24 protein-coding genes and 3 pseudogenes are annotated in these 23,463 nt (G+C 66.2%); 15 read left to right on the top strand and 12 right to left on the bottom strand.

Going from position 1 to position 23,463, the window contains the following annotated elements:
- The first annotated feature begins 30 nt into the window (after positions 1-30).
- Entirely contained in the window at positions 31-963 is a 933-nt protein-coding gene (locus QYM46_RS00790; RefSeq protein WP_432790326.1) for a LysR family transcriptional regulator, read from the top strand.
- Between the two features lie 188 nt (positions 964-1,151).
- Positions 1,152-2,366, top strand: a complete 1,215-nt coding sequence (gene fdhA, locus QYM46_RS00785; protein ID WP_432790325.1) for a formaldehyde dehydrogenase, glutathione-independent — start codon at positions 1,152-1,154, stop codon at positions 2,364-2,366.
- A 135-nt stretch (positions 2,367-2,501) separates the two neighbouring features.
- Here the strand turns inward: fdhA and QYM46_RS00780 are convergent.
- Positions 2,502-3,702: pseudogene (locus QYM46_RS00780) on the bottom strand (M20 metallopeptidase family protein).
- 216 nt (positions 3,703-3,918) lie between these two features.
- Here QYM46_RS00780 and QYM46_RS00775 point away from each other — a divergent pair.
- The 3 genes and pseudogenes from QYM46_RS00775 to QYM46_RS00765 all read left to right on the top strand — a co-directional run.
- Positions 3,919-4,053, top strand: a pseudogene (locus QYM46_RS00775) (transcriptional regulator); the annotation flags it as partial.
- 86 nt (positions 4,054-4,139) lie between these two features.
- Positions 4,140-4,199 (top strand): annotated as a pseudogene (locus QYM46_RS00770) (hypothetical protein); the annotation flags it as partial.
- On the top strand, positions 4,196-4,549 hold the full coding sequence (locus QYM46_RS00765; RefSeq protein WP_432790324.1) for a cyclophilin-like fold protein: 354 nt from the start codon (positions 4,196-4,198) through the stop codon (positions 4,547-4,549). The pseudogene QYM46_RS00770 and the gene QYM46_RS00765, both read left to right, overlap by 4 nt.
- 82 nt (positions 4,550-4,631) lie before the next feature.
- Here QYM46_RS00765 and QYM46_RS00760 read toward each other — a convergent pair whose 3' ends face one another.
- On the bottom strand, positions 4,632-5,873 hold the full coding sequence (locus tag QYM46_RS00760) for an MFS transporter (protein ID WP_432790323.1): 1,242 nt from the start codon (positions 5,871-5,873) through the stop codon (positions 4,632-4,634).
- A gap of 217 nt (positions 5,874-6,090) precedes the next feature.
- On the opposite strand from QYM46_RS00760, the gene QYM46_RS00755 reads away from it, so the two are divergent.
- The 4 genes from QYM46_RS00755 (at position 6,091) to QYM46_RS00740 (ending at position 8,893) form a co-directional block, all read left to right on the top strand.
- Positions 6,091-6,762 carry an SDR family NAD(P)-dependent oxidoreductase gene (locus tag QYM46_RS00755; RefSeq protein ID WP_432790322.1) on the top strand — a complete coding sequence of 224 codons (672 nt, stop codon included), beginning with the start codon at positions 6,091-6,093 and terminating at the stop codon, positions 6,760-6,762.
- Positions 6,677-7,513 carry an SDR family NAD(P)-dependent oxidoreductase gene (locus QYM46_RS00750; protein ID WP_432790321.1) on the top strand — a complete coding sequence of 279 codons (837 nt, stop codon included), beginning with the start codon at positions 6,677-6,679 and terminating at the stop codon, positions 7,511-7,513. Before QYM46_RS00755 ends, QYM46_RS00750 begins: the two co-directional genes overlap by 86 nt.
- 145 nt (positions 7,514-7,658) lie before the next feature.
- A complete protein-coding gene (locus tag QYM46_RS00745; RefSeq protein ID WP_432790320.1) occupies positions 7,659-8,207 on the top strand; it encodes a cyclophilin-like fold protein in 549 nt (182 codons plus the stop codon).
- Positions 8,208-8,335: 128 nt separating this feature from the next.
- Positions 8,336-8,893 (top strand): dihydrofolate reductase family protein, encoded by a 558-nt coding sequence (locus QYM46_RS00740; protein ID WP_432790319.1) that lies wholly within the window; start codon positions 8,336-8,338, stop codon positions 8,891-8,893.
- 317 nt (positions 8,894-9,210) lie between these two features.
- On the opposite strand, the gene QYM46_RS00735 is transcribed toward QYM46_RS00740, so the two are convergent.
- Positions 9,211-9,567: a VOC family protein gene (locus tag QYM46_RS00735; RefSeq protein WP_432790318.1), complete on the bottom strand. Its 357-nt coding sequence runs from the start codon at positions 9,565-9,567 to the stop codon at positions 9,211-9,213.
- Positions 9,568-9,739: 172 nt separating this feature from the next.
- On the opposite strand from QYM46_RS00735, the gene QYM46_RS00730 reads away from it, so the two are divergent.
- The 5 genes from QYM46_RS00730 to QYM46_RS00710 all read left to right on the top strand — a co-directional run bounded on the left by QYM46_RS00730 (position 9,740) and on the right by QYM46_RS00710 (position 14,652).
- Positions 9,740-10,531: a SurA N-terminal domain-containing protein gene (locus tag QYM46_RS00730; protein WP_248279058.1), complete on the top strand. Its 792-nt coding sequence runs from the start codon at positions 9,740-9,742 to the stop codon at positions 10,529-10,531.
- 204 nt (positions 10,532-10,735) lie between these two features.
- Complete coding sequence (locus tag QYM46_RS00725) at positions 10,736-12,106, top strand: L-lactate MFS transporter (RefSeq protein WP_432790317.1); 1,371 nt, start codon at positions 10,736-10,738, stop codon at positions 12,104-12,106.
- A gap of 16 nt (positions 12,107-12,122) precedes the next feature.
- Positions 12,123-12,293 (top strand): hypothetical protein, encoded by a 171-nt coding sequence (locus QYM46_RS00720; RefSeq protein WP_155807369.1) that lies wholly within the window; start codon positions 12,123-12,125, stop codon positions 12,291-12,293.
- A gap of 163 nt (positions 12,294-12,456) precedes the next feature.
- On the top strand, positions 12,457-13,857 hold the full coding sequence (locus QYM46_RS00715) for a S1C family serine protease (RefSeq protein ID WP_432790316.1): 1,401 nt from the start codon (positions 12,457-12,459) through the stop codon (positions 13,855-13,857).
- Positions 13,858-13,902: 45 nt separating this feature from the next.
- Positions 13,903-14,652 carry a TVP38/TMEM64 family protein gene (locus QYM46_RS00710; RefSeq protein WP_169250913.1) on the top strand — a complete coding sequence of 250 codons (750 nt, stop codon included), beginning with the start codon at positions 13,903-13,905 and terminating at the stop codon, positions 14,650-14,652.
- Here QYM46_RS00710 and QYM46_RS00705 read toward each other — a convergent pair.
- The 9 genes from QYM46_RS00705 to paaA form a co-directional block, all read right to left on the bottom strand.
- On the bottom strand, positions 14,649-15,425 hold the full coding sequence (locus QYM46_RS00705; protein ID WP_432790315.1) for an enoyl-CoA hydratase/isomerase family protein: 777 nt from the start codon (positions 15,423-15,425) through the stop codon (positions 14,649-14,651). The two genes, QYM46_RS00710 and QYM46_RS00705, sit on opposite strands and share 4 nt — an antisense overlap.
- Positions 15,426-15,459: 34 nt before the next feature.
- On the bottom strand, positions 15,460-16,329 hold the full coding sequence (locus QYM46_RS00700; RefSeq protein ID WP_432790314.1) for a 3-hydroxyacyl-CoA dehydrogenase family protein: 870 nt from the start codon (positions 16,327-16,329) through the stop codon (positions 15,460-15,462).
- The gene (locus QYM46_RS00695; protein WP_432790313.1) at positions 16,326-17,123 is read right to left on the bottom strand and encodes an enoyl-CoA hydratase/isomerase family protein; all 798 of its coding nucleotides are present in this window, start codon (positions 17,121-17,123) and stop codon (positions 16,326-16,328) included. Before QYM46_RS00695 ends, QYM46_RS00700 begins: the two co-directional genes overlap by 4 nt.
- On the bottom strand, positions 17,120-18,283 hold the full coding sequence (locus QYM46_RS00690; protein WP_432790312.1) for a thiolase family protein: 1,164 nt from the start codon (positions 18,281-18,283) through the stop codon (positions 17,120-17,122). Before QYM46_RS00690 ends, QYM46_RS00695 begins: the two co-directional genes overlap by 4 nt.
- Positions 18,284-18,374: 91 nt before the next feature.
- Positions 18,375-19,493: a 1,2-phenylacetyl-CoA epoxidase subunit PaaE gene (paaE, locus tag QYM46_RS00685; RefSeq protein ID WP_432790311.1), complete on the bottom strand. Its 1,119-nt coding sequence runs from the start codon at positions 19,491-19,493 to the stop codon at positions 18,375-18,377.
- A complete protein-coding gene (gene paaD, locus QYM46_RS00680) occupies positions 19,493-20,044 on the bottom strand; it encodes a 1,2-phenylacetyl-CoA epoxidase subunit PaaD (RefSeq protein ID WP_169253706.1) in 552 nt (183 codons plus the stop codon). Before paaD ends, paaE begins: the two co-directional genes overlap by 1 nt.
- A gap of 5 nt (positions 20,045-20,049) precedes the next feature.
- Positions 20,050-21,030, bottom strand: coding sequence for a 1,2-phenylacetyl-CoA epoxidase subunit PaaC (gene paaC, locus QYM46_RS00675; RefSeq protein ID WP_432790310.1), 981 nt, complete (start codon positions 21,028-21,030; stop codon positions 20,050-20,052).
- A gap of 13 nt (positions 21,031-21,043) precedes the next feature.
- Positions 21,044-21,385 carry a 1,2-phenylacetyl-CoA epoxidase subunit PaaB gene (gene paaB / locus QYM46_RS00670; protein ID WP_169250907.1) on the bottom strand — a complete coding sequence of 114 codons (342 nt, stop codon included), beginning with the start codon at positions 21,383-21,385 and terminating at the stop codon, positions 21,044-21,046.
- Entirely contained in the window at positions 21,382-22,401 is a 1,020-nt protein-coding gene (gene paaA, locus QYM46_RS00665) for a 1,2-phenylacetyl-CoA epoxidase subunit PaaA (RefSeq protein WP_432790309.1), read from the bottom strand. The genes paaB and paaA overlap by 4 nt, the downstream gene beginning before the upstream one ends.
- A gap of 548 nt (positions 22,402-22,949) precedes the next feature.
- On the opposite strand from paaA, the gene paaI reads away from it, so the two are divergent.
- On the top strand, positions 22,950-23,453 hold the full coding sequence (gene paaI, locus QYM46_RS00660; RefSeq protein WP_432790308.1) for a hydroxyphenylacetyl-CoA thioesterase PaaI: 504 nt from the start codon (positions 22,950-22,952) through the stop codon (positions 23,451-23,453).
- The last annotated feature ends 10 nt before the right edge of the window (positions 23,454-23,463 follow it).

The raw sequence follows: 23,463 nt of genomic DNA, 5'->3' as shown, positions 1-23,463 counted from the left end.
ACTGTGCGGAATACCTGCATACTGTTGCTCATGATCGATCCGCGTCTGACGACCCTGCGCACCTTCGCCGCCTGCGGGACCATCGGTGCCACCGCCGAGCTCACCGGCTACTCGCCTTCAGCGGTCTCCGGCCAGCTCAGAGACCTGCAGCAGTCCTTGGGTATGACCCTTCTCGTCAAGGACGGCCGGGGACTGCGACTGACCTCGACGGGGCGCTATCTCGTCCGCCGCTCCGACGAACTGACCGCCGCGTGGGAGGACATCCGCGCCGGTGCACTCGGGGCCGGCGACCAGGCTCCGACGCATTTCGGCATCGGCGGCTTCTCGACCGCTTCGTCGAACCTTCTGGCACCATTGGCCGCCGAACTGCGCACGACCCGCCCCGGGATCAGCGTCCACGTCATCGAAGCGAGCCCGGCTCGCTGTTTCGAGCTCCTCGTCGCCGAGCGCATCGACCTCGCCGTCATCGTCTCGATGCAGGGCAATGTCCAGGTCGAGGAGGATGATCGGTTCGAAAGCATCGACCTGCTCGACGACCCACTCGACGTCATGGTGCCCGCCGATCATCCGATCGCCGACCGCGAATCGGTGACCTTGGGCGAGCTGGCCGGCGAGGAGTGGATCACCGCAGGACCGGGCTCGCCCTACCACGCCCTCTTCGTCGCCGCGTTCACCGCGGCCGGGGTCACGCCGACCGTGGCCCATGAGTCCGTCGAATGGGAGACTTCGGCAGCGCTCGTCGGAGCCGGGGTCGGAGTCAGCCTGCTGCCCAGGCTGGCCAGCCTCGCCGGGGAGGCCAACGTCCGCCGCGTCCGACTGACGGGAACCGGCCGCCTGAGCCGGAAGATCATCGCCGCAGTGCGGGCCGGAAGCCGCAGGTCTCCCCTGGTGAGAGAGTCGATGCAGCATCTGCGCACGATGTCGCAGCTCATCCTCTCGACTCGCCTGCGCGAGGACTCCTGACGAGTGTTTCGCTGAGCTGCGGCGACGAATGCATAGCGCTTGATATTTCTTCCCGCAGGGGCTTGACAGAGTCCGACGTGGGCGGCGAGACTGCAGTCACGTCTGATGAAAGACTGATATGTCAGCGTAGCCTCTCGACTCGCTCACATATCCAACTCCCCCGCACGCGCATTCATGGAGGCTCGACGATGAGCAATAAGGCAATCAGCTATGCAGGTCCCGGGAAGGTCGAGGTCATCGACACCGAGTACCCGGAATTCGTCCTCAAGGACGGGCCTGGAGTCAATCCCGCCAATATCGGCCGCAAGGTCGATCACGGCGTCATCCTCAAGACGGTGGCGACGAACATCTGCGGCTCCGACCAGCATATGGTCCGGGGCCGTACGACTGCCCCGGAGGGCCTCGTGCTCGGCCACGAGATCACCGGTGAGGTCGTCGAGGTCGGCCGGGACGTCGAGTTCGTGCGTGTCGGCGACCTCGTGTCGGTGCCGTTCAACATCTCGTGCGGTCGCTGCCGCAACTGCAAGGAAGGCAAGACCGGCATCTGCCTCAACGTCAATCCGGACCGCCCGGGTTCGGCGTACGGCTATGTCGACATGGGCGGCTGGGTCGGCGGGCAGGCCGAGTACGTGCTCGTGCCCTATGCCGACTGGAACGTCCTGAAGTTCCCGGACAAGGACCAGGCGATGGAGAAGATCCTCGACCTCACGATGCTCTCGGACATCTTCCCCACCGGTTTCCACGGTGCCGTCAGCGCCGGTGTCGGTGTGGGCTCGACAGTCTACGTCGCCGGTGCGGGCCCCGTCGGAATCGCAGCGGCCACCTCGGCGCTGCTGCTCGGTGCGGCCTGTGTCATCGTCGGCGATCTCAACGAGGACCGCCTGGCTCAGGCCCGCGGATTCGGGTGCGAGACGGTCGATGTCTCGAAGGGCGACCCGAAGGATCAGATCGCGCAGATCCTCGGCGAACCCGAGGTCGACTGCGGCATCGACGCCGTCGGCTTCGAAGCTCGCGGACACGGCAAGGACGCCGGCCATGAGGCACCGGCGACGGTGCTCAACTCGCTGATGGACATCACCCGGGCCGGAGGCAGCCTCGGCATCCCCGGTCTCTACGTCACCGGCGATCCGGGGGCTCCCGACGAGGCGGCCAAGGAAGGGTCGCTGTCGATGCGCTTCGGCCTCGGCTTCGCGAAGTCGCATGTGTTCGTCACCGGCCAGTGCCCGGTGATGAAGTACAACCGAGGACTGATGCAGGCGATCCTCCACGACAAGGTCTCGATCGCGAAGAACGTCAATGCGACACCGATCCGCCTCGAGGACGCCCCGCAGGGCTACGCCGACTTCGACTCGGGTGTGGCGAAGAAGTTCGTCCTCGACCCCCACGGCCTCATCTCTGCCTGAGGCACGTTTCGCGGGCTATTCTGCGAAAAGTGGTCGCAATCGGATAGTGCGAGCCGAAATACAGGTCGTAACCGGATACTCAGGAGGCCCTGACAGTATCCGGTTACGACCTATCTTTGCGTCCACAGCCGGCCTTCAGCCCCGCTCCTCATCTTCCAGCCGCGCAAACGCCAGGTGGGCGAGCGCCGCGGCCTGATCGCCGAGCAGTCCGTCATCGAAGACCACCCTGGGCGAATGGTTCGTCTCGGCGTCCGGGTCGATGCCTTCGGGTGTCGCACCGAGGAAGACGAATGTGCCCGGAACCTTCTGGAGCACAAAGGAGAAGTCCTCCGACCCCATCCTGGGATTGTCCATCTCGACGACCCGCTCGGCCCCGAAGACCGAGCCCAACCGCTCGAGCACGATCGCCGACTCGTCCGGGTTGTTCACGGTCACGGGGAATCCCACCTGGAAGTCGACCTCGGCGGTGCAGCGATGCGCCCGGGCGATGTTCTCACCGATCTCCGTCACCCGCTCCTGCAGCAGTGCCAGAGACTCGGCGGAGAGGAACCGGATGGAGGCGGTGAGCTTCGCCGAGTCCGGGATGACGTTGCTGGCCTGCGCGGCTTCGAGCTGGGTGACCGAGACGACGACGGGGTCGAAGATGTCGAATGACCTGCCGGTCATCGTATTCAGGGCCAGCACCACCTCGGCGAGCGCCGGCCACGGGGTCGCGGGTCGCCTGCGGTTGGCTGCTGTGTCCGCCGGCCCCGTGGATGGTCAAGGTGAGATCGGCGAACCCGGCCATGAGCGGTCCGCCCTTCGTCGTGAAGCGACCTCGAACGTCGGCTTCGACGTGGATGCCGTAGGCCGCGACGACCGGGACTCCGGCGGCCTCGAGCACGCCTTCGGCGATCATCGGCTCGGCCCCGCCCTCGACCTCCTCAGCCGGCTGGAACATGAAGATGATCGATCCGGGGATCTCCTCGCGGTGAGCGGCGAGCAGGCGGGCGGCGCCGACGAGGCCGGCCGTGTGCAGATCGTGACCGCACGCATGCATGTTCCCGTTTGTCGATGCGAAGTCCAGGCCGGTGTCCTCGACGACCGGCAGCGCGTCCATATCCCCGCGCAGCAGCACCGCGGGCCCGGGTTTGCCGCCCTTGAGGACGCCCACCACCGAGGTGAGCGACCGGCCCGTAGTGATCTCGAGCCCCAGTCCGGCGAGCTCATCGAGCACCGTCTGCTGCGTCAAGGGGAGGTCGAACCCGAGTTCGGGATTCGCGTGCAGCTTCCGTCGCAGGGAAATGAGATCGCCGAGGTGGCCCTGAGCTTCGGTGCGGAAATCTGGGGTGGTCATGGGGCTCCTTCTGCTCGCCGTCACCCGCGTGCCACGAGTTCTCGTCTGTCTCCAATCTACGCCTTGTGAGATTTTCCCATTCATTGCAGGGCCCTGTAGCGAAACGAGAATGCTTCGTCGGGAATTCTGCCCGGACCGGCAGCGGCTGGGCTCGACGTCAAGGGGGTACTGCGGAGGTCTCGCTCGTCGGGGCTGTCTCGGCCTGTCGTGGGCTACATGGACCACAGGGCGGAAGTGCGCGAATTCCTGACCTCTCGACGGGCGAAGGTCAGCCCGAAGGATGTCGGCCTGCCTGCGGGCAGGAACCGACGGGTGCACGAGCTGCGCCGCACCGAGGTCGCGGCCAACGCACTCGGCCGGGCTTTCTACAAGGATGCTTATGACATGCCCGGCCAACCTGAGAGCTTTCCACCCGCAGCGAGGACTTCCACCAGCTCTGGAGTGCCCACGACGTGCGCCACCACGGCTCCGGCTTCAAGGAGCCACCGGAACCATGAAGATCACCCTGAACATCGGCGACGACCAGGTCTCCGGCGAGCTGTACGACAACCCGGTCGCCGACCAGATCGCCGAGCTGCTTCCAATGGAGACGGACTTCGACGACTTCCATGACCAAGAGACGTTGTCTCGGCTGCCGCACCCCCTGGACGTTTCCGCAGTGCCGCGCGCCGACGAACCGAAACCGGGCGAGATCGGCTGCTACGCACCGGAATCATCATTGGTCCTCTACTACGCCAGTCCCGGCCGCTGGCCCGGGCTGGTACGGATCGGCCGCATAGATCTGCCGGTCGAACAGCTCCGTGCGCTGCCCGACGGAACCCGGATTGCGTTCGCCGCGGCCGGGTGAGCCCACGCAGCTTGGCAGAATAAGACGACGCCCAGACCCCCGCTGAGACGGCCTGGGCGTCCCTATGTTCCGGCTGTGTCCCTCAGCCGTCCACCGACGCGGGCTCGGTTCTCAACCGCGCGACTGTGCCGACTTCCTGCTCGGTGCGGCGGTCCTTGACGACCAGGATGCTGAGCGGCAGGAAGTAGAGGGCTGCGATGACTGCCCCCACGGCGACCGGTCCGGTCGCACCGAGCGCAGATTCGAAGGCGAACCCGGCGATCCAGGACCCGACGGCGGTGCCGACGTTGAACGATGAGGTGGCCAGCGCCGAGGCCAGGGTCGGTGCCTGGTCGGCATAGCCGACGGCCTTGCCGATGAGGATCGGGTTGGTCGACATGCCGAACAGGCCGAGCAGGAAGATCAGCGCCACTGTCGTGATCGGCGAGTGGGAGAACAGCGCCAGGCCCACCAGCACCAGAAAGGTAGCCGCAGCAGCAGTGAACAGTACGCCGTAGGGTCGGTGGGTGCCGAGGCGTCCGCCGAGGTTGGAGCCGATCAGAGCGCCGAGCCCGTAGGCGAGCAGCACCAGCGGCACTGCGGAGGCGACCATGCCGGTGTTCACGGTGAGCAGCGGGGAGATGAAGCTGTAGGCGGCTAGCGAGGAGCCGCAGACAATAGCCGCGCTGCCTAGGACGAGCCAGATCCGCACGTCGGCCAGTCCGGCGATCTCCCGCCGCACCGACGGTGCCGAAGCGTGGTCGGACTCAAGTGGCACCTGTTTGAGGATCGGCACAACGGCAATCAGCGCGAGGACGGCCAACGCCCAGAAAGGTCCACGCCAGCCGATGGCCTGGCCGGCGAATGCACCGAGCGGAACGCCGACGACGTTAGCGAGCATTCCACCGCCGAGCACGATGCCGAGCGCGCGGGAGCTCTGCTGCGGTCCGACTGTTTGAGCAGCGACGACGGCGGCGACGGCCCAGAATGCGCCGGTGGCCAGCGCAGTGACGAACCGCATGCCGAGGATGAGCGGGAAGGCGTCGCTCAGCGCGACGACGGCGTGGCCGATCGCGAAAACCACCAGGGAGACGGAGAGCGCAAGGCGACGCTGCATCTTCAGCGTCGCGATCGCCATCAGAGGGGTACCGACAATCATCCCGATGGCGAACACGGTGATCATCAGTCCGGTGTCTGCGACGGGAACGCCGATGCTTACGGCGATTTCAGGGAGGATGCCGGCGACAATGAACTCGGTGGTGCCCATGAGGAACACCCCTGCGGCGAGGACGTAGATCAGCAGTGGCAGCCGGGCTGCTGCGGACGGACTTGATATTTCTGGCATAGCTGGGTGTGGATCTTTCGGACCGAAGACAGATGCTGAGACCCAGGGAACGCAGGATGCGGTTGGGCCACGATCCATATCAACACCTTTTCCACGGGTGAGGGAGTCCCTGACAAGGGGGGGGTACTGAGAGAGACTCCCTAACTAGATGTCGACTGCATACCGTTGAACTGCGGACAGCATCGGGCTGAAGACCCGTCGACGGAAGGACCCTCTCATGACCACAATCGCAATCATCGGAGCCGGACCCGGACTCGGACGGGCCACGGCCCGCCGATTCGGTCGCGAGGGATTCTCCGTCGCCCTTGTCTCCCGAACTCAGGACAACGTCGATCGGCTCGCCGACGAGCTGTCCGAAGAGGGGATCACGGCACGGGGGTACGCGGCCAACGTCCGAGGCCCGCAGGCGCTGCGAGCCGCACTCGACTCGGCTGCCGCCGACCTGGGTCCGATCGAGGTCCTCCAGTACAGTCCGGTCCCGGCGAAAGAATTCATGAAACCGGTGCTGGACACGACAGCTGAGGACCTCGTCGGTCCGCTCGAGCAGTCCGTGTACGGGCCGGTCACCGCCGTGCAGCACGTCCTGCCGGGCCTGCGCGAGCTTGGCCGCGGCACTGTCCTGTTCATCAATGGATCCAGCGCGGTCGCCCCGAACGGGAACGTGACCGGCACCTCGATCGCATTCGCCGGAGAATCAGCCTACGGGCAGATGCTCCACGACGCCCTCGCCCCGGAGGGCATCCACGTCGCGCAGCTGATCATCCCTCGCGGCATCGGGGGCGGCGAACCCGATCACGAGCCTGATGCGCTGGCCGAGCGCATCTTCTCTCTGCACCGCGACCGAGGCGCGTTCCGATCGTTCGTCGGCGACGCCAGCGCCTTCGCCTGACCACGGCAGAGAGGAGACACCTATCGCTCGCGTCCTGATAACTGGCTCGACCGACGGCGTCGGACGAGCCACCGCTGCGGCACTGCTGGAGGACGGACACCACGTCATCGTTCACGCTCGCAACCGGCAGCGGCTTTCCACCGCGGACGATCTCATCTCCCGTGGAGCGACCGGTGTGGTCGGCAACCTCGCCGACCACGCCCAGGTGCTCGGCCTCGCGGAGCAGGTGCACCGAATCGGCAGATTCGACGCTGTCATCCACAACGCAGGGGTCCTTGCCGGCCCGAAACTGGTGCCGGTCAATGTACTCGCCCCATACGTGCTCACTGCGCGAATCCCCACCGCCCGTTTGATCTACCTCCCTAGCAGCATGCACCGCGGAGGTCGTACCGATCTCTCCCACCTCGGCGATACCGGTGCCGGTTTCTCGTACTCCGACAGCAAGTTAGCTGTCACGGCGTTCATGGCTGCCGTTGCGCGGCGCTGGCCCGATGTGCTCGCGCACGCGGTCGATCCGGGCTGGGTGCCCACGAAGATGGGCGGCCCATCTGCAAGCGACGACCTGGCCCTCGCTCATGTCACCCAGACCTGGCTCGCGACCTCTCAAGAGGCAGACGCGCTTGTCTCCGGGCGCTACTGGCATCACCAGCGGATCGAGCAGCCGCATCCGGCCGTGGACGACGAATCGTTCCAGGACCGGCTGCTGGCGGCTTTCGCCAAGCGCACCCGCGTCGAACTGCCGTACATCTGACTCGCGGGACAATCTGCGCACCGCAAGATTACCGAAGGAGTACCACCATGACTGAACTGACCTATGATTTCACCGGCAGAACCGCGTTTGTCACCGGAGCACCTCTGCCCGTCGACGCCGGCCACACCGCCCAATGACCGCGCTCGTGAAGTGGACATCCAATACGTCGCGTAGAACGCTTCTCTCGACGATCTCGATACTTATTGCGACCGGGCTGCTTGCCGGTTGCACGGACGGGCCCGAAGAAGGCGGGGCCCCAGTTACGCCGTCGACGTCGACGAGTCACAGCGCCGGAGAGACCGGCGATGCCGGATCATCAGTGCAGGCCGTCGAGGGTACCGTCGTTCGGTTCACCGCCGGGAGCGCTTCGGTCGACGTTACGATCGGCCAGGACAGTCCTGCGACGCGCGACTTCGTCGCTATGCTGCCGATGACGCTGGAACTGGAAGAGTTCAACGGGCGGGAGAAAATTGCCGATCTTCCCCGCGAACTCGACTACGAGGGAAGCCCGGGTTCGGATCCCGAGGACGGCGACCTCATCTTCTTCGTCCCTTGGGGCAACATCGGCTTCTACTACAACACCGACGGGATCGGATACTCCGACGACACCCTGCATTTGGGTACCTTCAAAGCGAGCGATGAAGAGCTCTCGCGTTTCGAAGGACAGTCAACAACCGTCGAGAGCATCGAATGAGACTATTCAGCTCACCTCGCGATACTTCCATCGCACTCGCCTTCTGAGTGCCGCCTTCGCACCCTTGTTGCCGGTCGACACGGGCAAGTAATGTTGACTACCCACGTCACTCAACGAGGAGACCGACCGTGCGCATCATCATCACTCAGAACATCACTCTCGACGGTCGTGTCGAGATGCTCGACGACTGGTTCGACCCACAAGCCCAGGACGAGGAGCTCTCGGCCGAACTCATGCGACAGTCCGCGAACGAGGACGTGCTGCTGCTCGGTCGGCAGACCTTCGAGGACTTCCGCGGCTATTGGCCTCACGCCACCGACGACACCACCGGGGTTGCCGACCACCTCAATCAGGTCGACAAACGCGTCGTGTCCTCGACGCTGACCGAACCGGGATGGCAGAACACGCAGATCATCAGCTCCGACCCCATGCGCGCGGTCGCCGATCTGCGGGAAGCACCAGGACGTGACGTCATCGTCACCGGCAGCATCACGCTGGCCCACGAACTCATCGCGGAGGGTCTCGTCGATGAGTATCGGATGTTCACCTACCCGGTGTGGCAGGGTCGCGGACGCGGATACTTCCACGATGGAGCGCACTCGGCCAGACCGCCCCGCCTCAAACTCATCGACTCGAAGGCCTTCCCGAGCGGCATCACCTACTCGGCCTACGAGCCGAGCACCTGACCGGCGGCGAACTCGGCCGAGCTCAGAGCCGAGAAGCTGGTACCGTCGCTGCTCATGGAGCAGCCCGGGCTTGTTGTCTACGACCTCGATGGTGTCATCACACGCAAGGACACGTTCTCCGCACTCGTCATGAGCCGCTTGGTGCGTTCACCATTGCGGATAATTCGATCGTTGTCGACGGCCGCACTCCTACTCTCCGAACGTAAGGCACTGGCGTCACGCAGGATCGCAGAGATCGCACTCGTCGCCGATTCGGCGAGCACGGAGTCCGCCTCCACGACGCATCGTGACCCGAACTGCTGTGCTAACGCCCCGCTTCACGCGGTGCCGAACATGACCTTCCGGCCATCGGGGTCCTCGACTGTGACGACGACATCGTCGACGGCCACAAGCGGAGTGCCCGCGTGTCTGATCCGCGTCAGGAACTCCGGCTGATCCGGGATCCGAAAGTACAGGTGCGTGAGATTCGACTCGGCCACCGGCGGGAACGCATAGTCGGCGAAGGCCTCGGCCGAATGCAGAGCCAGCTGCACTCCCCCGGCTTCGACGACGAAGTACGCGTACTCCTCATCGCCTGCGGTCGTCAGCGGCAGCCCCGCGATCTCCCGATAGAAGGCGGCGGTCGCCTCGGCGTCGGTGCAGGTGAGGAACACCCCGCGAAACGTCGATTCCATGGCCGACTCCCTTCGCTGCGGATGGCACGGGCCACCCTCCGTGCAATTGCGGTAGCCGCAGTGTACCCGAATCCACCTACCGCAATACCCCTTGCCAAGTGACGCACATACTCCACACATTCTTCGGGGAGTCGCCCCTGTTAACCTGACAGGCTGAAACCGATGAGCAGGAGTGAATGTGCGAACGAACCGGTGGCTGCTGGGCCTGGCCATGTCCGTCTCCGTGGTGGCGCTGGCCGCCTGCGGAAGTCAGGATGACGAAGCAAAGCCGAAGGAGTCCTCGGCCGCAGCCGAACAGTCCCCCGGCGCCGACTCCGCCCAAGACCAACAGGGCCAGCAGGGCAAACCCAACACGAAGGACATCCCCGAAGTGGTCGCCGAGGTCAACGGCAAGAAGATCACGAAGGACGAGTTCGTCCCCCTCTTCGAAACCCAGTACCAGCAGATGCAGATGCAGGCCCAGCAGTCCGGCCAGCCGGTCGATGAGAAGGGCCTGAAGAAGCAGACCGCTGAGAACCTCGTGAGCACTGAAGTGCTCGTCCAGGAAGCCGACAAGCGCAAGATCGACGTGACGGACAAGGACATCGACAAGGGGCTCAAGGAGTCCGCGAAATCGGGGCAGATGAGCGAGAAGGACTTCCTCAAGGCCATGAAGGACCAGGGAATGGATGAGAAGAAGGTCCGCTCGGAGCTGAAGAACCAGCTGAAGATCGAAGGACTCATCGAGGACGAATACGGGGAGTTCGAGGTCACCGGCGAAGAGATCGGACAAGCCTATGAACAGGCGAAGTCCCAGCAGGAGCAGATGGCTGCGCAGGGCGGCCAGGGCCAGCAGGAGATGCCTCCGATCGACGAGATGCGCCCCCAGCTCAAGGAACAGGTGAAGAACCAGAAGTCCACCGAGGCGACTCAGAAGTACGCGAAGAAGCTGCGCAAGCAGGCCGACGTCACGATCCACCTCTGAGGCCCGAGCACCACGGATTCCATCCCATTTGGCAAGAAACTGCCGCCTTTTCTCAAGAAACAGCTGAGTGTTCCTCGCATTTTCCGTGTGTGGAACTTACCCTGAGGTGGACTCTCCGGTCGGTCAACCGACCGCCGGCCGCACGTGCCGTCCGCTGACCGCTGTCGACGGTGACACGAGTTTCTCTGCAGAAAGGGACTTCCCGTGGCTTCCATTCTCACGCGCTCGGCGATCGTCGCGCCGAAGAACTTCAACCGGTGGCTGATCCCACCGGCCGCTCTGGCCATCCACCTGTGCATCGGCCAGGTCTACGCATTCAGCGTCTTCAAGATCCCGTTCATGTCCCACTTCGACACCGGTGAGGTCTCGATCGGCTGGATCTTCTCGATCGCGATCCTCATGCTCGGCATCTCCTCGGCCGTCTTCGGCCCCTGGGTGGAGAAGAACGGTCCACGCGCCTCGATGGTCGCCGCCGGTACCTGCTGGGTCGTCGGATTCTTCGTCGCCTCGCTCGGCATCATGACCGGTCAACTGTGGCTGGTCTACCTCGGCTACGGCGTCATCGGCGGAATCGGTCTGGGCATCGGCTACATCTCCCCGGTCTCGACCCTGATGAAATGGTTCCCGGACCGCCCCGGACTGGCCACGGGACTGGCCATCATGGGCTTCGGCGGCGGAGCGCTCATCGCCAGCCCGATGTCAAACCAGCTCATGGCCCTCTACGGCGGCGGCGCCGATCCCGAAGACCTCGTCGCGGGCCTGACCCCGACCTTCGTCACCCTCGGCATCGTCTACGCCGTAGTCATCGCCGCCGGCGCGTTCGTCATCCGCGTCCCCCACCCCGAGTGGTCCCCGAAGGGCTTCGACCCGTCACAGGTCAAGGCGAAGCCGATGCAGACGAAGGGCAACGTCTCCGTCCGCAACGCCATCCGCACACCGCAGTTCTGGCTGCTGTGGGCCGTCCTCTTCCTCAACGTCACCGCGGGCATCGGCATCCTCGAGAACGCCGCCCCGATGATCCAGTCCTACTTCGGCATCACCGCCGCCGCGGCCGCCGGCTTCGTCGGCCTGCTCTCCATCGGCAACATGGGCGGACGATTCATCTGGTCGACGACGTCGGACTACCTCGGGCGGAAGAACAACTACATGCTCTACCTCGGCGTCGGAGCGATCCTCTACCTCCTCGTCGCGCTCTTCGGCGGCGATTCGCTCATCCTCTTCGTGCTGGCCACACTGGTCATCATCTCCTTCTACGGCGGCGGATTCGCCACCGTGCCCGCCTACCTCAAGGACCTCTTCGGCGTTTACCAGGTCGGAGCCATCCACGGCGCCCTGCTCACCGCCTGGTCGGCAGCCGGTGTCGCCGGCCCGCTCATCGTCAACTCCGTCGTCGAGGCGGGAGAAGCAGCAGGGAAGGAAGGCCCCGCGCTCTACACTCCGGGAATGTTCATCATGGTCGGCGCGCTGGTCATCGGCTTCATCGCCAATGCCCTCATCCGCCCGGTCAGCGAGAAGCACTTCGAACGCGAAGAGGACGTCAAGGCCAAGCAGGCCGCCGCCCTCGAAGAGAACTGAAGGAAGGACCACGATCATGAATGATTCGACTCCCGTCGCCCACGTCCCCGACTCCGGCTCACCGCAGTCGCCGGTCGGCGGCGCCTACAAGTCCGTCGGCTCCGTCCTCACCGTCGTCGTGGTCGGCGGTCTCCTCTGGGGCCTGTCCCTGACCGTGATCAAGGCCGTCGCGATCTTCACCGGCTGAACCCCTCGCCGAGGCGGCCCTGACGCAGCCGCGAACCCACCGTTCTCAGCACTCGACCCACAGAATCGAAGCCTCGCCTCAGCCGCGCCACAGCCCAGCCACAGCGTGCGGGTGCTGAATAGGAGTCATCAGGAACTCCTCCTCAGCAGAGAAAGGCACGACCATGAACGAGTCGAGGCGCACGACGTCAGCACACACGGCGACCGGCGCTGGGCACAACGGTGACAACGCGTTCGGCACCAGGACGACGGCGGCATCCGTCACCCGATCCCGCCCCCGCAGGCGTCGACTCGCCCTGGCCGTCACCGGAGCGGCAGCGGCGCTGGCGCTGAGCATCGGATCGGCCGCGGGCCTGTCGGCTGCCGCTGCGGCACACACTCACACGATCGCGGCCGGGACCACCCAGTCGGCCATCCCCTTCACCGGGCAGCCGACCGACCCCGGCCGGGGAGGCAGCGGCGGCCGGGGAGGCAGCCAGGGCGGATACTCCGGAGGCACCACTCCCGGCGGCGGCTCGCAGTCGCCTGACACCGGGCAGGGCAGCGACGGTTCGTCCCAGCAGGAGGCCAGCCCGGCGAGTGCGAAGGAGTCGACCGGCGTCGTCCTCATCGACACCCAGCTCGGCTATGAGAACGCCGAGGCGGCCGGCACCGGCATGGTGCTGAGCAAGGACGGTCTCGTGCTGACGAACAACCACGTCATCGCCGATTCGACGAAGATCTCCGTCACTGTCGCCACAACCGGCAAGACCTACGAGGCTTCCGTCGTCGGTTCGGATTCGACGAAGGACGTGGCCGTGCTCAAGCTCAAGGACGCCTCGGACCTGCAGACGGCGACGATCGACGACGACTCCGTCTCGGTCGGCGACGACGTCACCGCCGTCGGCAACTCCGAGGGCGGCGGAGTGCTGCAGGCCGCCGACGGCTCCGTCACCGACCTCGGCGCTTCGGTCACCACCACCGCGCAGGGCACCGAGGATTCGGAGACGCTCGATGACATGATCCAAGTCCAGGCCGATATCGTCTCCGGGGATTCCGGCGGTGCGCTGCTCGATGACGAAGGCGAGGTCGTCGGCATGAACACCGCGGCCTCCTCCGGCAGTGCTGTGGTCACCGGCTACGCCATTCCCATCGAGTCGGCGCTGACGACCGCCGAATCGATCATCGACGGACAGCAGACGGCCACGAACACGCTCGGATATCCGGCGTTCCTCGGCATCGGGGTCCAGCAGGATTCACAGAGCGGACAGTCGGGCCAGTCAGGTCAGGGCAGCCAGTCCATCCAGCCGGGAGACGGCAGTCCGAACGGCCAGTCGGGCGCATCGTCGCAGACCGCGGGTGCCGCCGTCGCAGGTGTCTACGAGGACACTCCGGCCGCCGAGGCGGGACTGACCGCCGGCGACACGATCACGAAGATCGGCTCGACCCAGGTCACCGACGGCAACTCGTTGTCCGAGGCCATCGCCGAGCACAAGCCCGGAGACACCGTGTCCGTGACGTGGACGGACGCCGACGGTCAGACCCACACCGCCGAGGTGACCCTGACCGAGGGCCCCGCGGCCTGACGAGGAGATTGCCCGACCGCCGCGGGCGAGACGTAAGATCGGGCCATGCCCGGACACGAAGACGCCTCGCCCGCAGAGCGGTCGCCCCGCCCCCGGCTGGGCCGGGGGCGCCTCGACTGGCCGACGATCCTGCGCAATATCGCCCTCGCTCTCGCCCTGCTGGCAGGAGTGTGGGCGGTCTTCAACGTCCGCCTGCCGTCGGTCGATGTGCTGCAGGACGATATCGCAGCCGCCGGATTCTGGGGCTTCGCCGTCTTCGTCCTCATCTACATGGGCGTCGCAGCCACCCCGATCCCCGTGACGATCATGGCCACAGCGGGAGGCCTCATCTACGGCCTGCCGTTCGGCACCATCCTGTCGATGGTCGGAGTCGTCGGGGGCTGCTGGATCGGCTACTGGATCGCCCGGGCACTGGGCCGGGACACCGTGCTGCGGCTGCTCGGCTCACACGCCGAATCGGTCGAATCCCGGCTCACCGGCGGTGGGTTCTACGCGGTGTGCACCCTGCGCCTCATGCCCGGATTCCCCTACTGGCCGGTCAACTACGGCAGCGGAGCACTCGGCATCGACAACCGCACCTTCCTCTCCGCCACCGTCATCTCGTCCCTGCCGGGCCAGCTCTCACTCGTCGCCGTCGGGGCGTTCATCGGGAACCCGAGCATCCTCAACGGCATCGCCGTGGGCATCTCCTGGGCACTGGTCATCACGCTGACGATCATCACGATGCGCCGCTGGAAGCGCACGCGCGATGCTGAGCAGGCACAGGCAGAGCCGCCTGAACGTCCTGAGACCTAGCCGAAGTTCGGCTTCCGCCTCTCCTGGAAGGCCCTGAACCCTTCGGCATAGTCCGGGGTCTGCCGCGCCGATTCCTGCAGGGCCGCCTCTTGGGCCAGCACCTCGGCGAGGTTCGGGCGTTCGTCGGCGAGCTTCTGGACGAAGCCCTTCTCCAGGGCGAAGGCCTCGGCCGGTCCGGTGACGATCTTCTCCAGCTTCGATTCGACGAAGTCGGTCAGTTCCGCTGCTGGGACCGCACGGGAGACGATCCCGGTGGCGGCCGCCTCGGCGCCGGTCATGAAGTCTCCGGTGATGATGAGGTCCATGGTCCGGTGGTAGCCGACCCGGTCGAGGAACACATGGTGGGCACCGGAATCGAGCATCGCACCGATCGCGGCGAACGGGGATCCGAACTTCGCGTCCTCGGCGGCGACGATGATGTCGGCGGCCGCGGCCACTCCGTACCCGAGCCCGAGTGCCGCCCCCTGGACCTGCGCGATCACAGGGATCGGCAGCGCCCGGATCGCCTGGAAGACGGGGGCGAAGATCTCGGCGAGGAAGGCGTGGGCATCGTCGGTCTCGACGTCGACGTTCGCGATGTCACGGCCGGAGCAGAAGACCTTGCCCTCCCCGCGGATGACGAGCACGCGCACGTTCGGGACCGCCTCGGCGACCTTGGCCACGGCGGCGGCGATATCGCGGAGGTTGTCCGCGTCGAGGGCGTTGCGGGACTCGGGTCCGTCGAGGACGATCTCGGCGATCGGGCCGCGGTTCTTCAGCTGGATCTCGGTCATGGATGCTCCTTTGCGTGTCCGTATTGCGGGGATGTCACCAGGTGTAGAAACCCTGCCCGGACTTGCGGCCGAGTTCACCGGCGGCGACCTTGTCCTTCAGTATCTGCGGGGGTGTGAAACGCTCGCCGATCTCTTCGGCGAGGTGCTCGGCGATGCCGAGGCGCACATCGAGCCCGACGATGTCCGTCGTCCTCAGCGGCCCGACCGGATGCCGGTAGCCCAGAGTCATGGCCCGGTCGATGTCTTCGGCACTGGCGACGCCGTCTTCGACCATCCGCATCGCCTCCAGAGCGAGAGCCACGCCGAGGCGGGAGGAGGCGAATCCGGGCGAGTCCTTCACCGTGATCGCCGTCTTCCCCAGTCCCGTCACCCAGTCCTTGGCGACGTCGACGAGTTTCGGATCGGTGTGGGTGCCGACGACGACCTCGACGAGTTCGGACACGGGCACCGGGTTGAAGAAGTGCAGCCCGATGAGCGCCTGCGGGCGCGGCAGGGCCGCGGCGAGCTCGTCGATCGACAGCGCCGAGGTGTTCGTCCCGATGCTCGCGGCGGGAGCGTGCTTCGCGATGGTCGCGAGCACCTCCTGTTTGAGTTCGACGATCTCGGGCACGGCTTCGACGACGAGGAGGGCCTCGTCGAGCAGGGTCGGATCGCGGTCGACGATGACGGTTCCGGGCACCTCGATGCCTTTGGACGCCGACTTACTCGTAGATGCGTCGATGCGCTGCCTGGCGGCGGCCACGGTGTCGTCGGTGTTCTCGATGACGATGACGCGGGCTCCGGCGGTGGCGAAGGCATGCGCGATTCCCGCACCCATCCGTCCGCCGCCGAAGACGCCGACGACGTCGGGGACGCGGGCGGTGGTATCGACTGCCTCGGTGGGGGTGTCTGTGGTGTCGCTCATGTGTTGTCGCCTTCCTTCGCCGCCTGTTCGGCGGCCTTCTTCGCCTTCTTGGCCTCGCGTTTGGACAGGAACGCGTCCATGCGGGCGAACTTCTCGTCTGTTTCGAACAGGACCGCCTGGGCCACATTGTCGATGAGCGGATGCGCCTCTCTCGGGGCGTGGAACGCCGACTTGCTCAGGCGCACGGCCAGGGGTGCGAAGCTCGCGATCCGATCGGCCAGCGCCTGACCGGCGAGTTCGAGGTCCTCGGGGTCGACGACGTCATTGAGCAGACCGATGGCCTTGGCTTCATCGGCCTGCAGGGTCCGTCCGGCCAGGAGGATCTCCTTGGCGCGGGGTTCGCCGACGAGTTCGCGCAGGCGCCACGCGGCTCCGGCTGCGGCGAGGATGCCCAGACCGGTCTCCGGGTTGCCGATCTTCGTCGACGGGGTGCCGATGCGGAAGTCCGCGGCGAAGGCGAGCTCGGCGCCGCCGCCCAGCGCGAATCCCTCGATCAGGGCGATGACCGGCATCGGCAGTTCCTGGATGCGGGAGAAGATCTTCGAGTTGATCCCGGCCAGGGCATCATCGCGACGCCGATTGCGCAGCTGCGAGATGTCGGCCCCGGCGGCGAAGACTCCGGATGTGCCGGTGAGGATCGCAACCTTCGGTTCGGCCTCGAGTTCGGCGCACACGGCGTGGAGGGCATCGACCATCGATTGGTCGATGGCGTTGCGGACCTCGGGTCGGTTGAGTCGGATGATCGTCCGGTCGGAGTGGCGTTCGATGAGCAGTGGGGAGGCGGAATCGCTCACACGCGCTCCAACAGCAGCGCCGAACCCTGGCCGACGCCCACGCACATGGTCGCCAGTCCCTTCGTCGCCCCGGCCTGTTCCAGACGGTTGAGCAGTGTCAGGGTGATGCGGGTCCCGGAGCAGCCCAGCGGGTGGCCCAGAGCGATCGCTCCGCCGAATCCGTTGACGGTCTCCGGGTCGAGCCCGAGGTCGCCCATGCACGCCAGCGACTGGGAGGCGAAGGCCTCATTGAGTTCGACGGCCTCGAGGTCATCAACGCTCCAGCCGGTGCGTTCGAGCACCTTGCGGGTCGCCGGGACGGGTCCGATGCCCATGATCTCCGGGGACACACCGGCATTGGCACCGGCGACGACCCGGGCGCGCGGGCTCAGACCGTGCTTGTTCGCATAGTCCTCGGACACGAGCACGACGACGGCGGCGCCGTCGTTGAGCGACGAGGAGTTTCCGGCGGTGATGACTCCGCCGGGTCCGTGGATGGGACGCAGCTTGCCGAGCTTCTCCAGCGTCGAATCGCGCGGACCCTCATCGGCGGTGACCTCGCCGACGGGCAGGATCTCACGCTCGAAGCTGCCGGCCTTCTGCGCGGCCAGCGCCTTCTGATGCGACTGGAAGGCGAATTCGTCGAGAGCCTCACGGGTGAGCTGCCACTTCTCGGCGACGCGTTCGGCCGTCTGCGGCATCGACAGGGTCACGTCCTCACCGAAGGCGGGGTTCGTGAACCGCCAGCCGATGGAGGTGTCCCAGGTCCGACCCGGCTTCGGCCACGCACGCGAGGGCTTCTCGCTCACCCACGGGGCGCGGGTCATCGATTCGACACCGCCGGCCACGACCACATCGGCGTCTCCGGCGGCGATCATCGCCCGGGCCGTCGTGATCGCGGTCATTCCCGAGGCGCACAGACGGTTGACGGTGAACCCGGGCACGGATTCGGGCAGTCCGGCCAGGAGCACGGCCATGCGGGCGATGTTCCGGTTGTCCTCACCGGCCTGGTTCGCCGAGCCGAGGATGACCTCGTCGATATCGGTCGGGTCGATGCCCGCGCGCTCGACGACGGTCTTCATCGTGGCAGCCACGAGGTCGTCGGGCCGCTGGTCGGCCAGTGCACCCCCGTAGCGTCCGATGGGGGTGCGCAGTCCGTCCAGAATGAATGCCTCGGGCATGGGTCTCCTCGCTGACGAGTTCGGGTAGGTGACATGGTACGGGCTTGCACCCGTTGGTGTGCGGGCTGGCGCCCGGTTGGGTTCGGGCCGCTTACGAGTCGAAGTCGACGGTGACTTCGTCGCTGACGGGGAACGTCTGGCAGGTGAGGACGAAGTTCGCCTCGACCTCGGCGTCCTCGAGAGCGTAGTTGCGGACCATGTTGACCTCACCGCCGCAGATCTTCGCGCGGCAGGTTCCGCACACCCCGCCCTTGCAGGCGAACGGCAGATCGGACCGGGATTCCTGTGCGGAGTCGAGGATGGTCTTGCCCTGCGACATCGCCGAGGTGGAGCGTTTGCCGTCGAGGATGACGGTGACGTCGCTGGTGGCACCCTCGACGACCTTGTCCGCGTGGACGACCTCCGGCGGCGGTTCGTCGACGTAGAAGAGTTCGAAGTGGATCCTCTCCTTCGGCACGTCGAATTCGGCGAGCACCTTGCGGGCGTCTTCGAGCATGCCGAAGGGTCCGCACAGCCACACATGGTCCATGCTGCCGATCGGGACGATGGCGGTGAGCAGGTCCCGCAGCTTCTCCTCGTCGAGGCGGCCGGAGAAGAGCTCGACATCGCGGGGTTCGCGGGAGAGCACGTGGACGAGGTCGAGCTGCTGGTTGCGGGCGTCCTTGAGGTCGGCGAGCTCCTCGGCGAACATCACGGTGTTCGTGTGCCGGTTGCCGTAGAGCAGAGTCACCGAGACGTCGGGGTTCGACAGGACGGTCGAGGCGATGGAGAGCATCGGGGTGATTCCCGAGCCTGCGGCGATGCACAGGTGCCGGCCGCCGACGGAGGCATCGGCGCGGAAGCTGCCCGAGGGAGGCTGCACCTCGATGACGTCGCCGGGACGGACCTCGCCCACCAGCCACAGAGAGAAGAGTCCTTCGGGGACTTCGCGCACACCGATGCGCGGGGCGGTTCCGGCCGGGGCGCAGATCGAGTAGGTGCGGCGGTGCTCGGCACCGTCGATGATGCGGCGCAGTGTCAGGGACTGTCCGGCAGCGAAGTCGAAGAGTTCGCTGTATTCGGCCGGCACATCGAAGGTCACAGCGGCCGAATCCTCGGTGAGGTGATCGACGGACTTCACGGTCAGCGGGTAGAAAGCCGACCGGGAGAATCCGTCGGCAGGCTCGGTGGCGGGGGCCGCCTCGGCGGTCTGATCGATCGTCTGAGTCATCAGATCTCCTTCACATGGTCGAACGGTTCGAGGCAGTCGTTGCACTGGTACATCGCCTTGCACGCGGTTGCGCCGAACTCGGAGGACAGGCGGACGTTGTCCGATCCGCACAGCACGCAGGTCACGGCGCGGCGGGTGGGCATGAGGGTCAGCGCCACGGGGCCCGTGCGGACGGGGGCGGTTCCGGGTGGGGAGATTCCGGCGTCCTTGAGTGCCTGTCTGCCGCGTTCGGTGATCCAGTCGCTCGTCCAGGCGGGTGTCAGGGACACGCGCACCTCGGCGTCGGGGAATCCGGCCTCGAGGAGTTCGCGCTGCAGGTCATCGCGCATCGTCGCCATCGCCGGGCAGCCCGAATAGGTGGGGGTGATGGTGGTGACGACGTGGCCGTTCTCGATCGTGACGTCGCGCAGCACGCCGAGGTCGAGGAGGGTGAGCATCGGCATCTCGGGGTCGGTCACGCGTTCGGCTGCGGCCCAGGCACGGTCGATCGCCTCGGCGTCGGTGATGCCTTCCGGGCGGGTGCCGGTGTCGGTCGGGTAGGTCTCGAGCATGGCGGTCACCACTGCCCCTCCGGGTGCTCGCGGGCGACGACCTGCATCTCGGCGAGCAGCTTCGACAGGGCCTCGGTGTGGAGTCCGTCGCGGCCCTTGCCACCGTGGACGCCGACTCCGGCCAGACCGCCGCGTTCGGGCCGGTCGATTCCGGCCGCGGCGAACACCTGGTCGAGGATGACGGATGCCTCGTCGGCCACCGTCGCGGGGTCGACGCCGATTCCGGCTTCGGCCACGGCAGTCTCGACCGGGTGGGTCTCGAAGAGTTCGGACCACAGCGGCCACAGGCCGTTCAGTGCGGCGACCAGGCGGGATCGCGATTCCTCAGTCCCGCGGGCCAGGGTCACGACCCAGCGTCCGGCGAAGTCGCGGTGGTAGGACATCTCCTTGATGCCCTTGGCCGCGATGGCTGAGAGCACGGTGTCGCGGCTGCTCGAGAGGCGTTCGAAGATCGACAGGCGCCAGGTGGAGTAGATGAGGATCTTCGCGACCGCCTCGGCGAAGTCGCCGTTGGGAACCTCGGCCAGGCGGACATTGCGGAAGCCCAGGTCGTTGCGGAAGTACGCGAGCCGGTCCTCATCGGGCACCGGGGAACCGGCGGGCAGTTCGGGCACGAGCTGCGGATCGGCGGCTGCGGCGCGGGCGAGCAGGAGACGCGCCTGACCGAGGAGGTCGAGGGCGATGTTCGCCAGCGCGATGTCCTCTTCGAGGTCCGGGGCGTTCGAGCACCATTCGGAGATCCGCTGGCTGAAGACGAGCGCGTCATCGCCGAGCATGAGGCAGTACGCGCCGAGGTCCTCGGGATCGACGCCGTCGGGCACGGTCGTGTCGACGCCGGCCAGGGGGTCTTCGAAGTCGGTGCCGAAGGCCCAGTTCGCGTCGTTGACGAGCAGTCCGGAGTACGCGTTGTCGTGGTCGCCGTGGTCGACGTTCGTGCCGGCTTCGTCGTGTTCGACGTGGATGGTGGGTTCGTTGTTCGCAGTCATCTCTCGCCCCTTCTCACATATGGGGGACATCGGCGGGGATGTCGTAGAAGGTCGGGTGGCGGTAGACCTTGTCGCCGCTGGGGGCGAACATCGGGTCCTTCTCGTCCGGGCTTGAGGCCGTGATGTCGGAGGCGCGGACGACCCAGATGCTCACGCCTTCGTTGCGTCGGGTGTAGACGTCGCGGGCGTGATGGACGGCCATCTGGTCGTCGGCGGCGTGCAGGGATCCGACGTGGACGTGGTTGAGTCCGCGCTTGCCGCGCACGAAGACCTCGTACAGCGGCCATTCTCCGCGGGTCGAGCCCGCAGTCGAATTGTCCTTCGCCGAGGTGGGGCCGGGGTTGGTCTCGGTCATTTCGCTGCCTCCTCAGGCGTGGTGGTGTCGACGCCGGCGGCGGGAGTCTCGTCGGCCGCCGCCTCGGCGGTCTGGTTCTCGGCGAAGGCGAGCGCGGCTTCGCGTACCCACGCCCCTTCGTCCCAGGCGCGCTTGCGGTGGGTCAGGCGCTGTTCGTTGCAGGGTCCGTCGCCCTTGACGACGGCCCAGAACTCGTCCCAGTTCGGGGTGGAGAAGTCGTAGTGTCCGCGTTCTTCGTTCCACTTGAGGTTCTCGTCGGGGAACGTCACGCCGAGGGCTTCGGCCTGCGGGACGGACATATCGACGAACTTCTGGCGCAGCTCGTCGTTCGTGTGGGTCTTGATGCCCCAGATCATCGACTGTTCGGTGTTCGGGGAGTTCTCGTCGGGCGGGCCGAACATCATCAGTGCCGGCCACCAGAAGCGGTTGACGGATTCCTGGACCATCTCGCGCTGGGCGTCGGTGCCGCGCATCATCGTCATGAGCAGTTCGTAGCCCTGGCGTTGGTGGAAGGACTCTTCTTTGCAGATGCGGATCATCGCGCGGCCGTAGGGGCCGAAGGAGGTCCGGCACAGCGGCACCTGGTTGCAGATGGCCGCCCCGTCGACGAGCCAGCCGATCGTGCCGACATCGGTGTAGGACAGGGTCGGGTAGTTGAAGATCGAGGAGTACTTCTGTTTGCCGGCGACGAGCTTCTCGGTGAGCTCGTTGCGTGTGGCGCCCAGGGTTTCGGCGGCCGAGTAGAGGTAGAGGCCGTGTCCGGCTTCGTCCTGGACCTTCGCCAGCAGGATCGCCTTGCGCCGCAGGGAGGGTGCGCGGGAGATCCAGTTGCCTTCGGGCTGCATGCCGATGATCTCCGAGTGCGCGTGCTGCGCGACCTGGCGGATGAGCGTCTTACGGTAGGCCTCGGGCATCCAGTCCCGGGGTTCGATCCGATCCTTGGCCTCGATCGTGGCGTCGAACTGCTCCTGCAGCTGCGTCTCGTCGAACCGGTTGTCGTTCACTTGAGTTGTCATGACCACTCCGCCCTTGGATGTGCCCTTGTCAGGACCTGCCTCGGTCAGCGGCTGCCGACCTCGAATCGGTCCGACCATCGTCAGACCTCTGGCCCAGGGCATCCATTTACTGACCATTTGTTCTGTATTGTTTCCACCAGTGTCGCACACCCCTCGCCCGGGCGCAATGCCACCCGCAACGGAGCCGCTCAGCCCCGCCGCGTCGCCGAGTCGCCCCTCTGCTCAGCGGCGCCCGCCGAATTCAGGTCAGCGTCGGATACTTTCGGCGCCGGAAAATGTCCGATAGAGACCTATATTTCTCGGCAGCCATCCGATGGCGACCTATTCCCGCCCGGGCTTGACGATGCGTGCGCAATTCGCAGGCCGAACCACCCCGGGACTTGACACCGAAGACGATCGGCACGATATTTATTGACCAGATGGTCGTTTATTCTCCGACGGGCTGACCGTCCGGGATCACGGGGAACTCTCACCGTCGTCCACACACAGCGGCGCAGGCGCTCCTCGTGCACCGGCGCCCGAACCCGCGACTCGAGGAGGAGCCGAGCATGGGACAGCCCGCCCACGATACGACAACCGCGGAGTCGGAGACACCGAACGGCTTCTCCCCCACCGAGGCGGCCACCCCGGCCCCAGAGACCACGACGTCCTCACCCGAGCTCACCGGTGCGGCCGCGATGTTCGCCAATGACCGAGCTTCCCAGCACTTGGGCATCACCGTCGATGACCACGGACCCGGGTGGGCGCAGTGCTCGATGACGGTCACCGAGATCATGACCAACGGCCACGCCATCACCCACGGCGGCTACATCTTCCTCTTCGCCGACACGACCTTCGCGATGGCCTGCAACTATCCCGGATCGATCACGGTCGCCTCCGGCGGCGACATCGACTTCCTCAAACCCACGTACCTCGGTGACGAGCTCGTCGCTCGCGGCCATGAGGTCATCAAGCAGGGCCGCTCGGGCATCTACGACGTCACCGTCACCCGCGGCGACGACATCATTGCCACCTACCGCGGCCGCTCCCGCACGCTGCCCGCCCGCAAGTAGACCCGGCCAA

This window comes from Brevibacterium sp. K11IcPPYGO002, from assembly GCF_050920635.1.
Lineage (GTDB): Bacteria > Actinomycetota > Actinomycetes > Actinomycetales > Brevibacteriaceae > Brevibacterium.
This window is presented reverse-complemented; position numbering and strand designations above follow the sequence as displayed.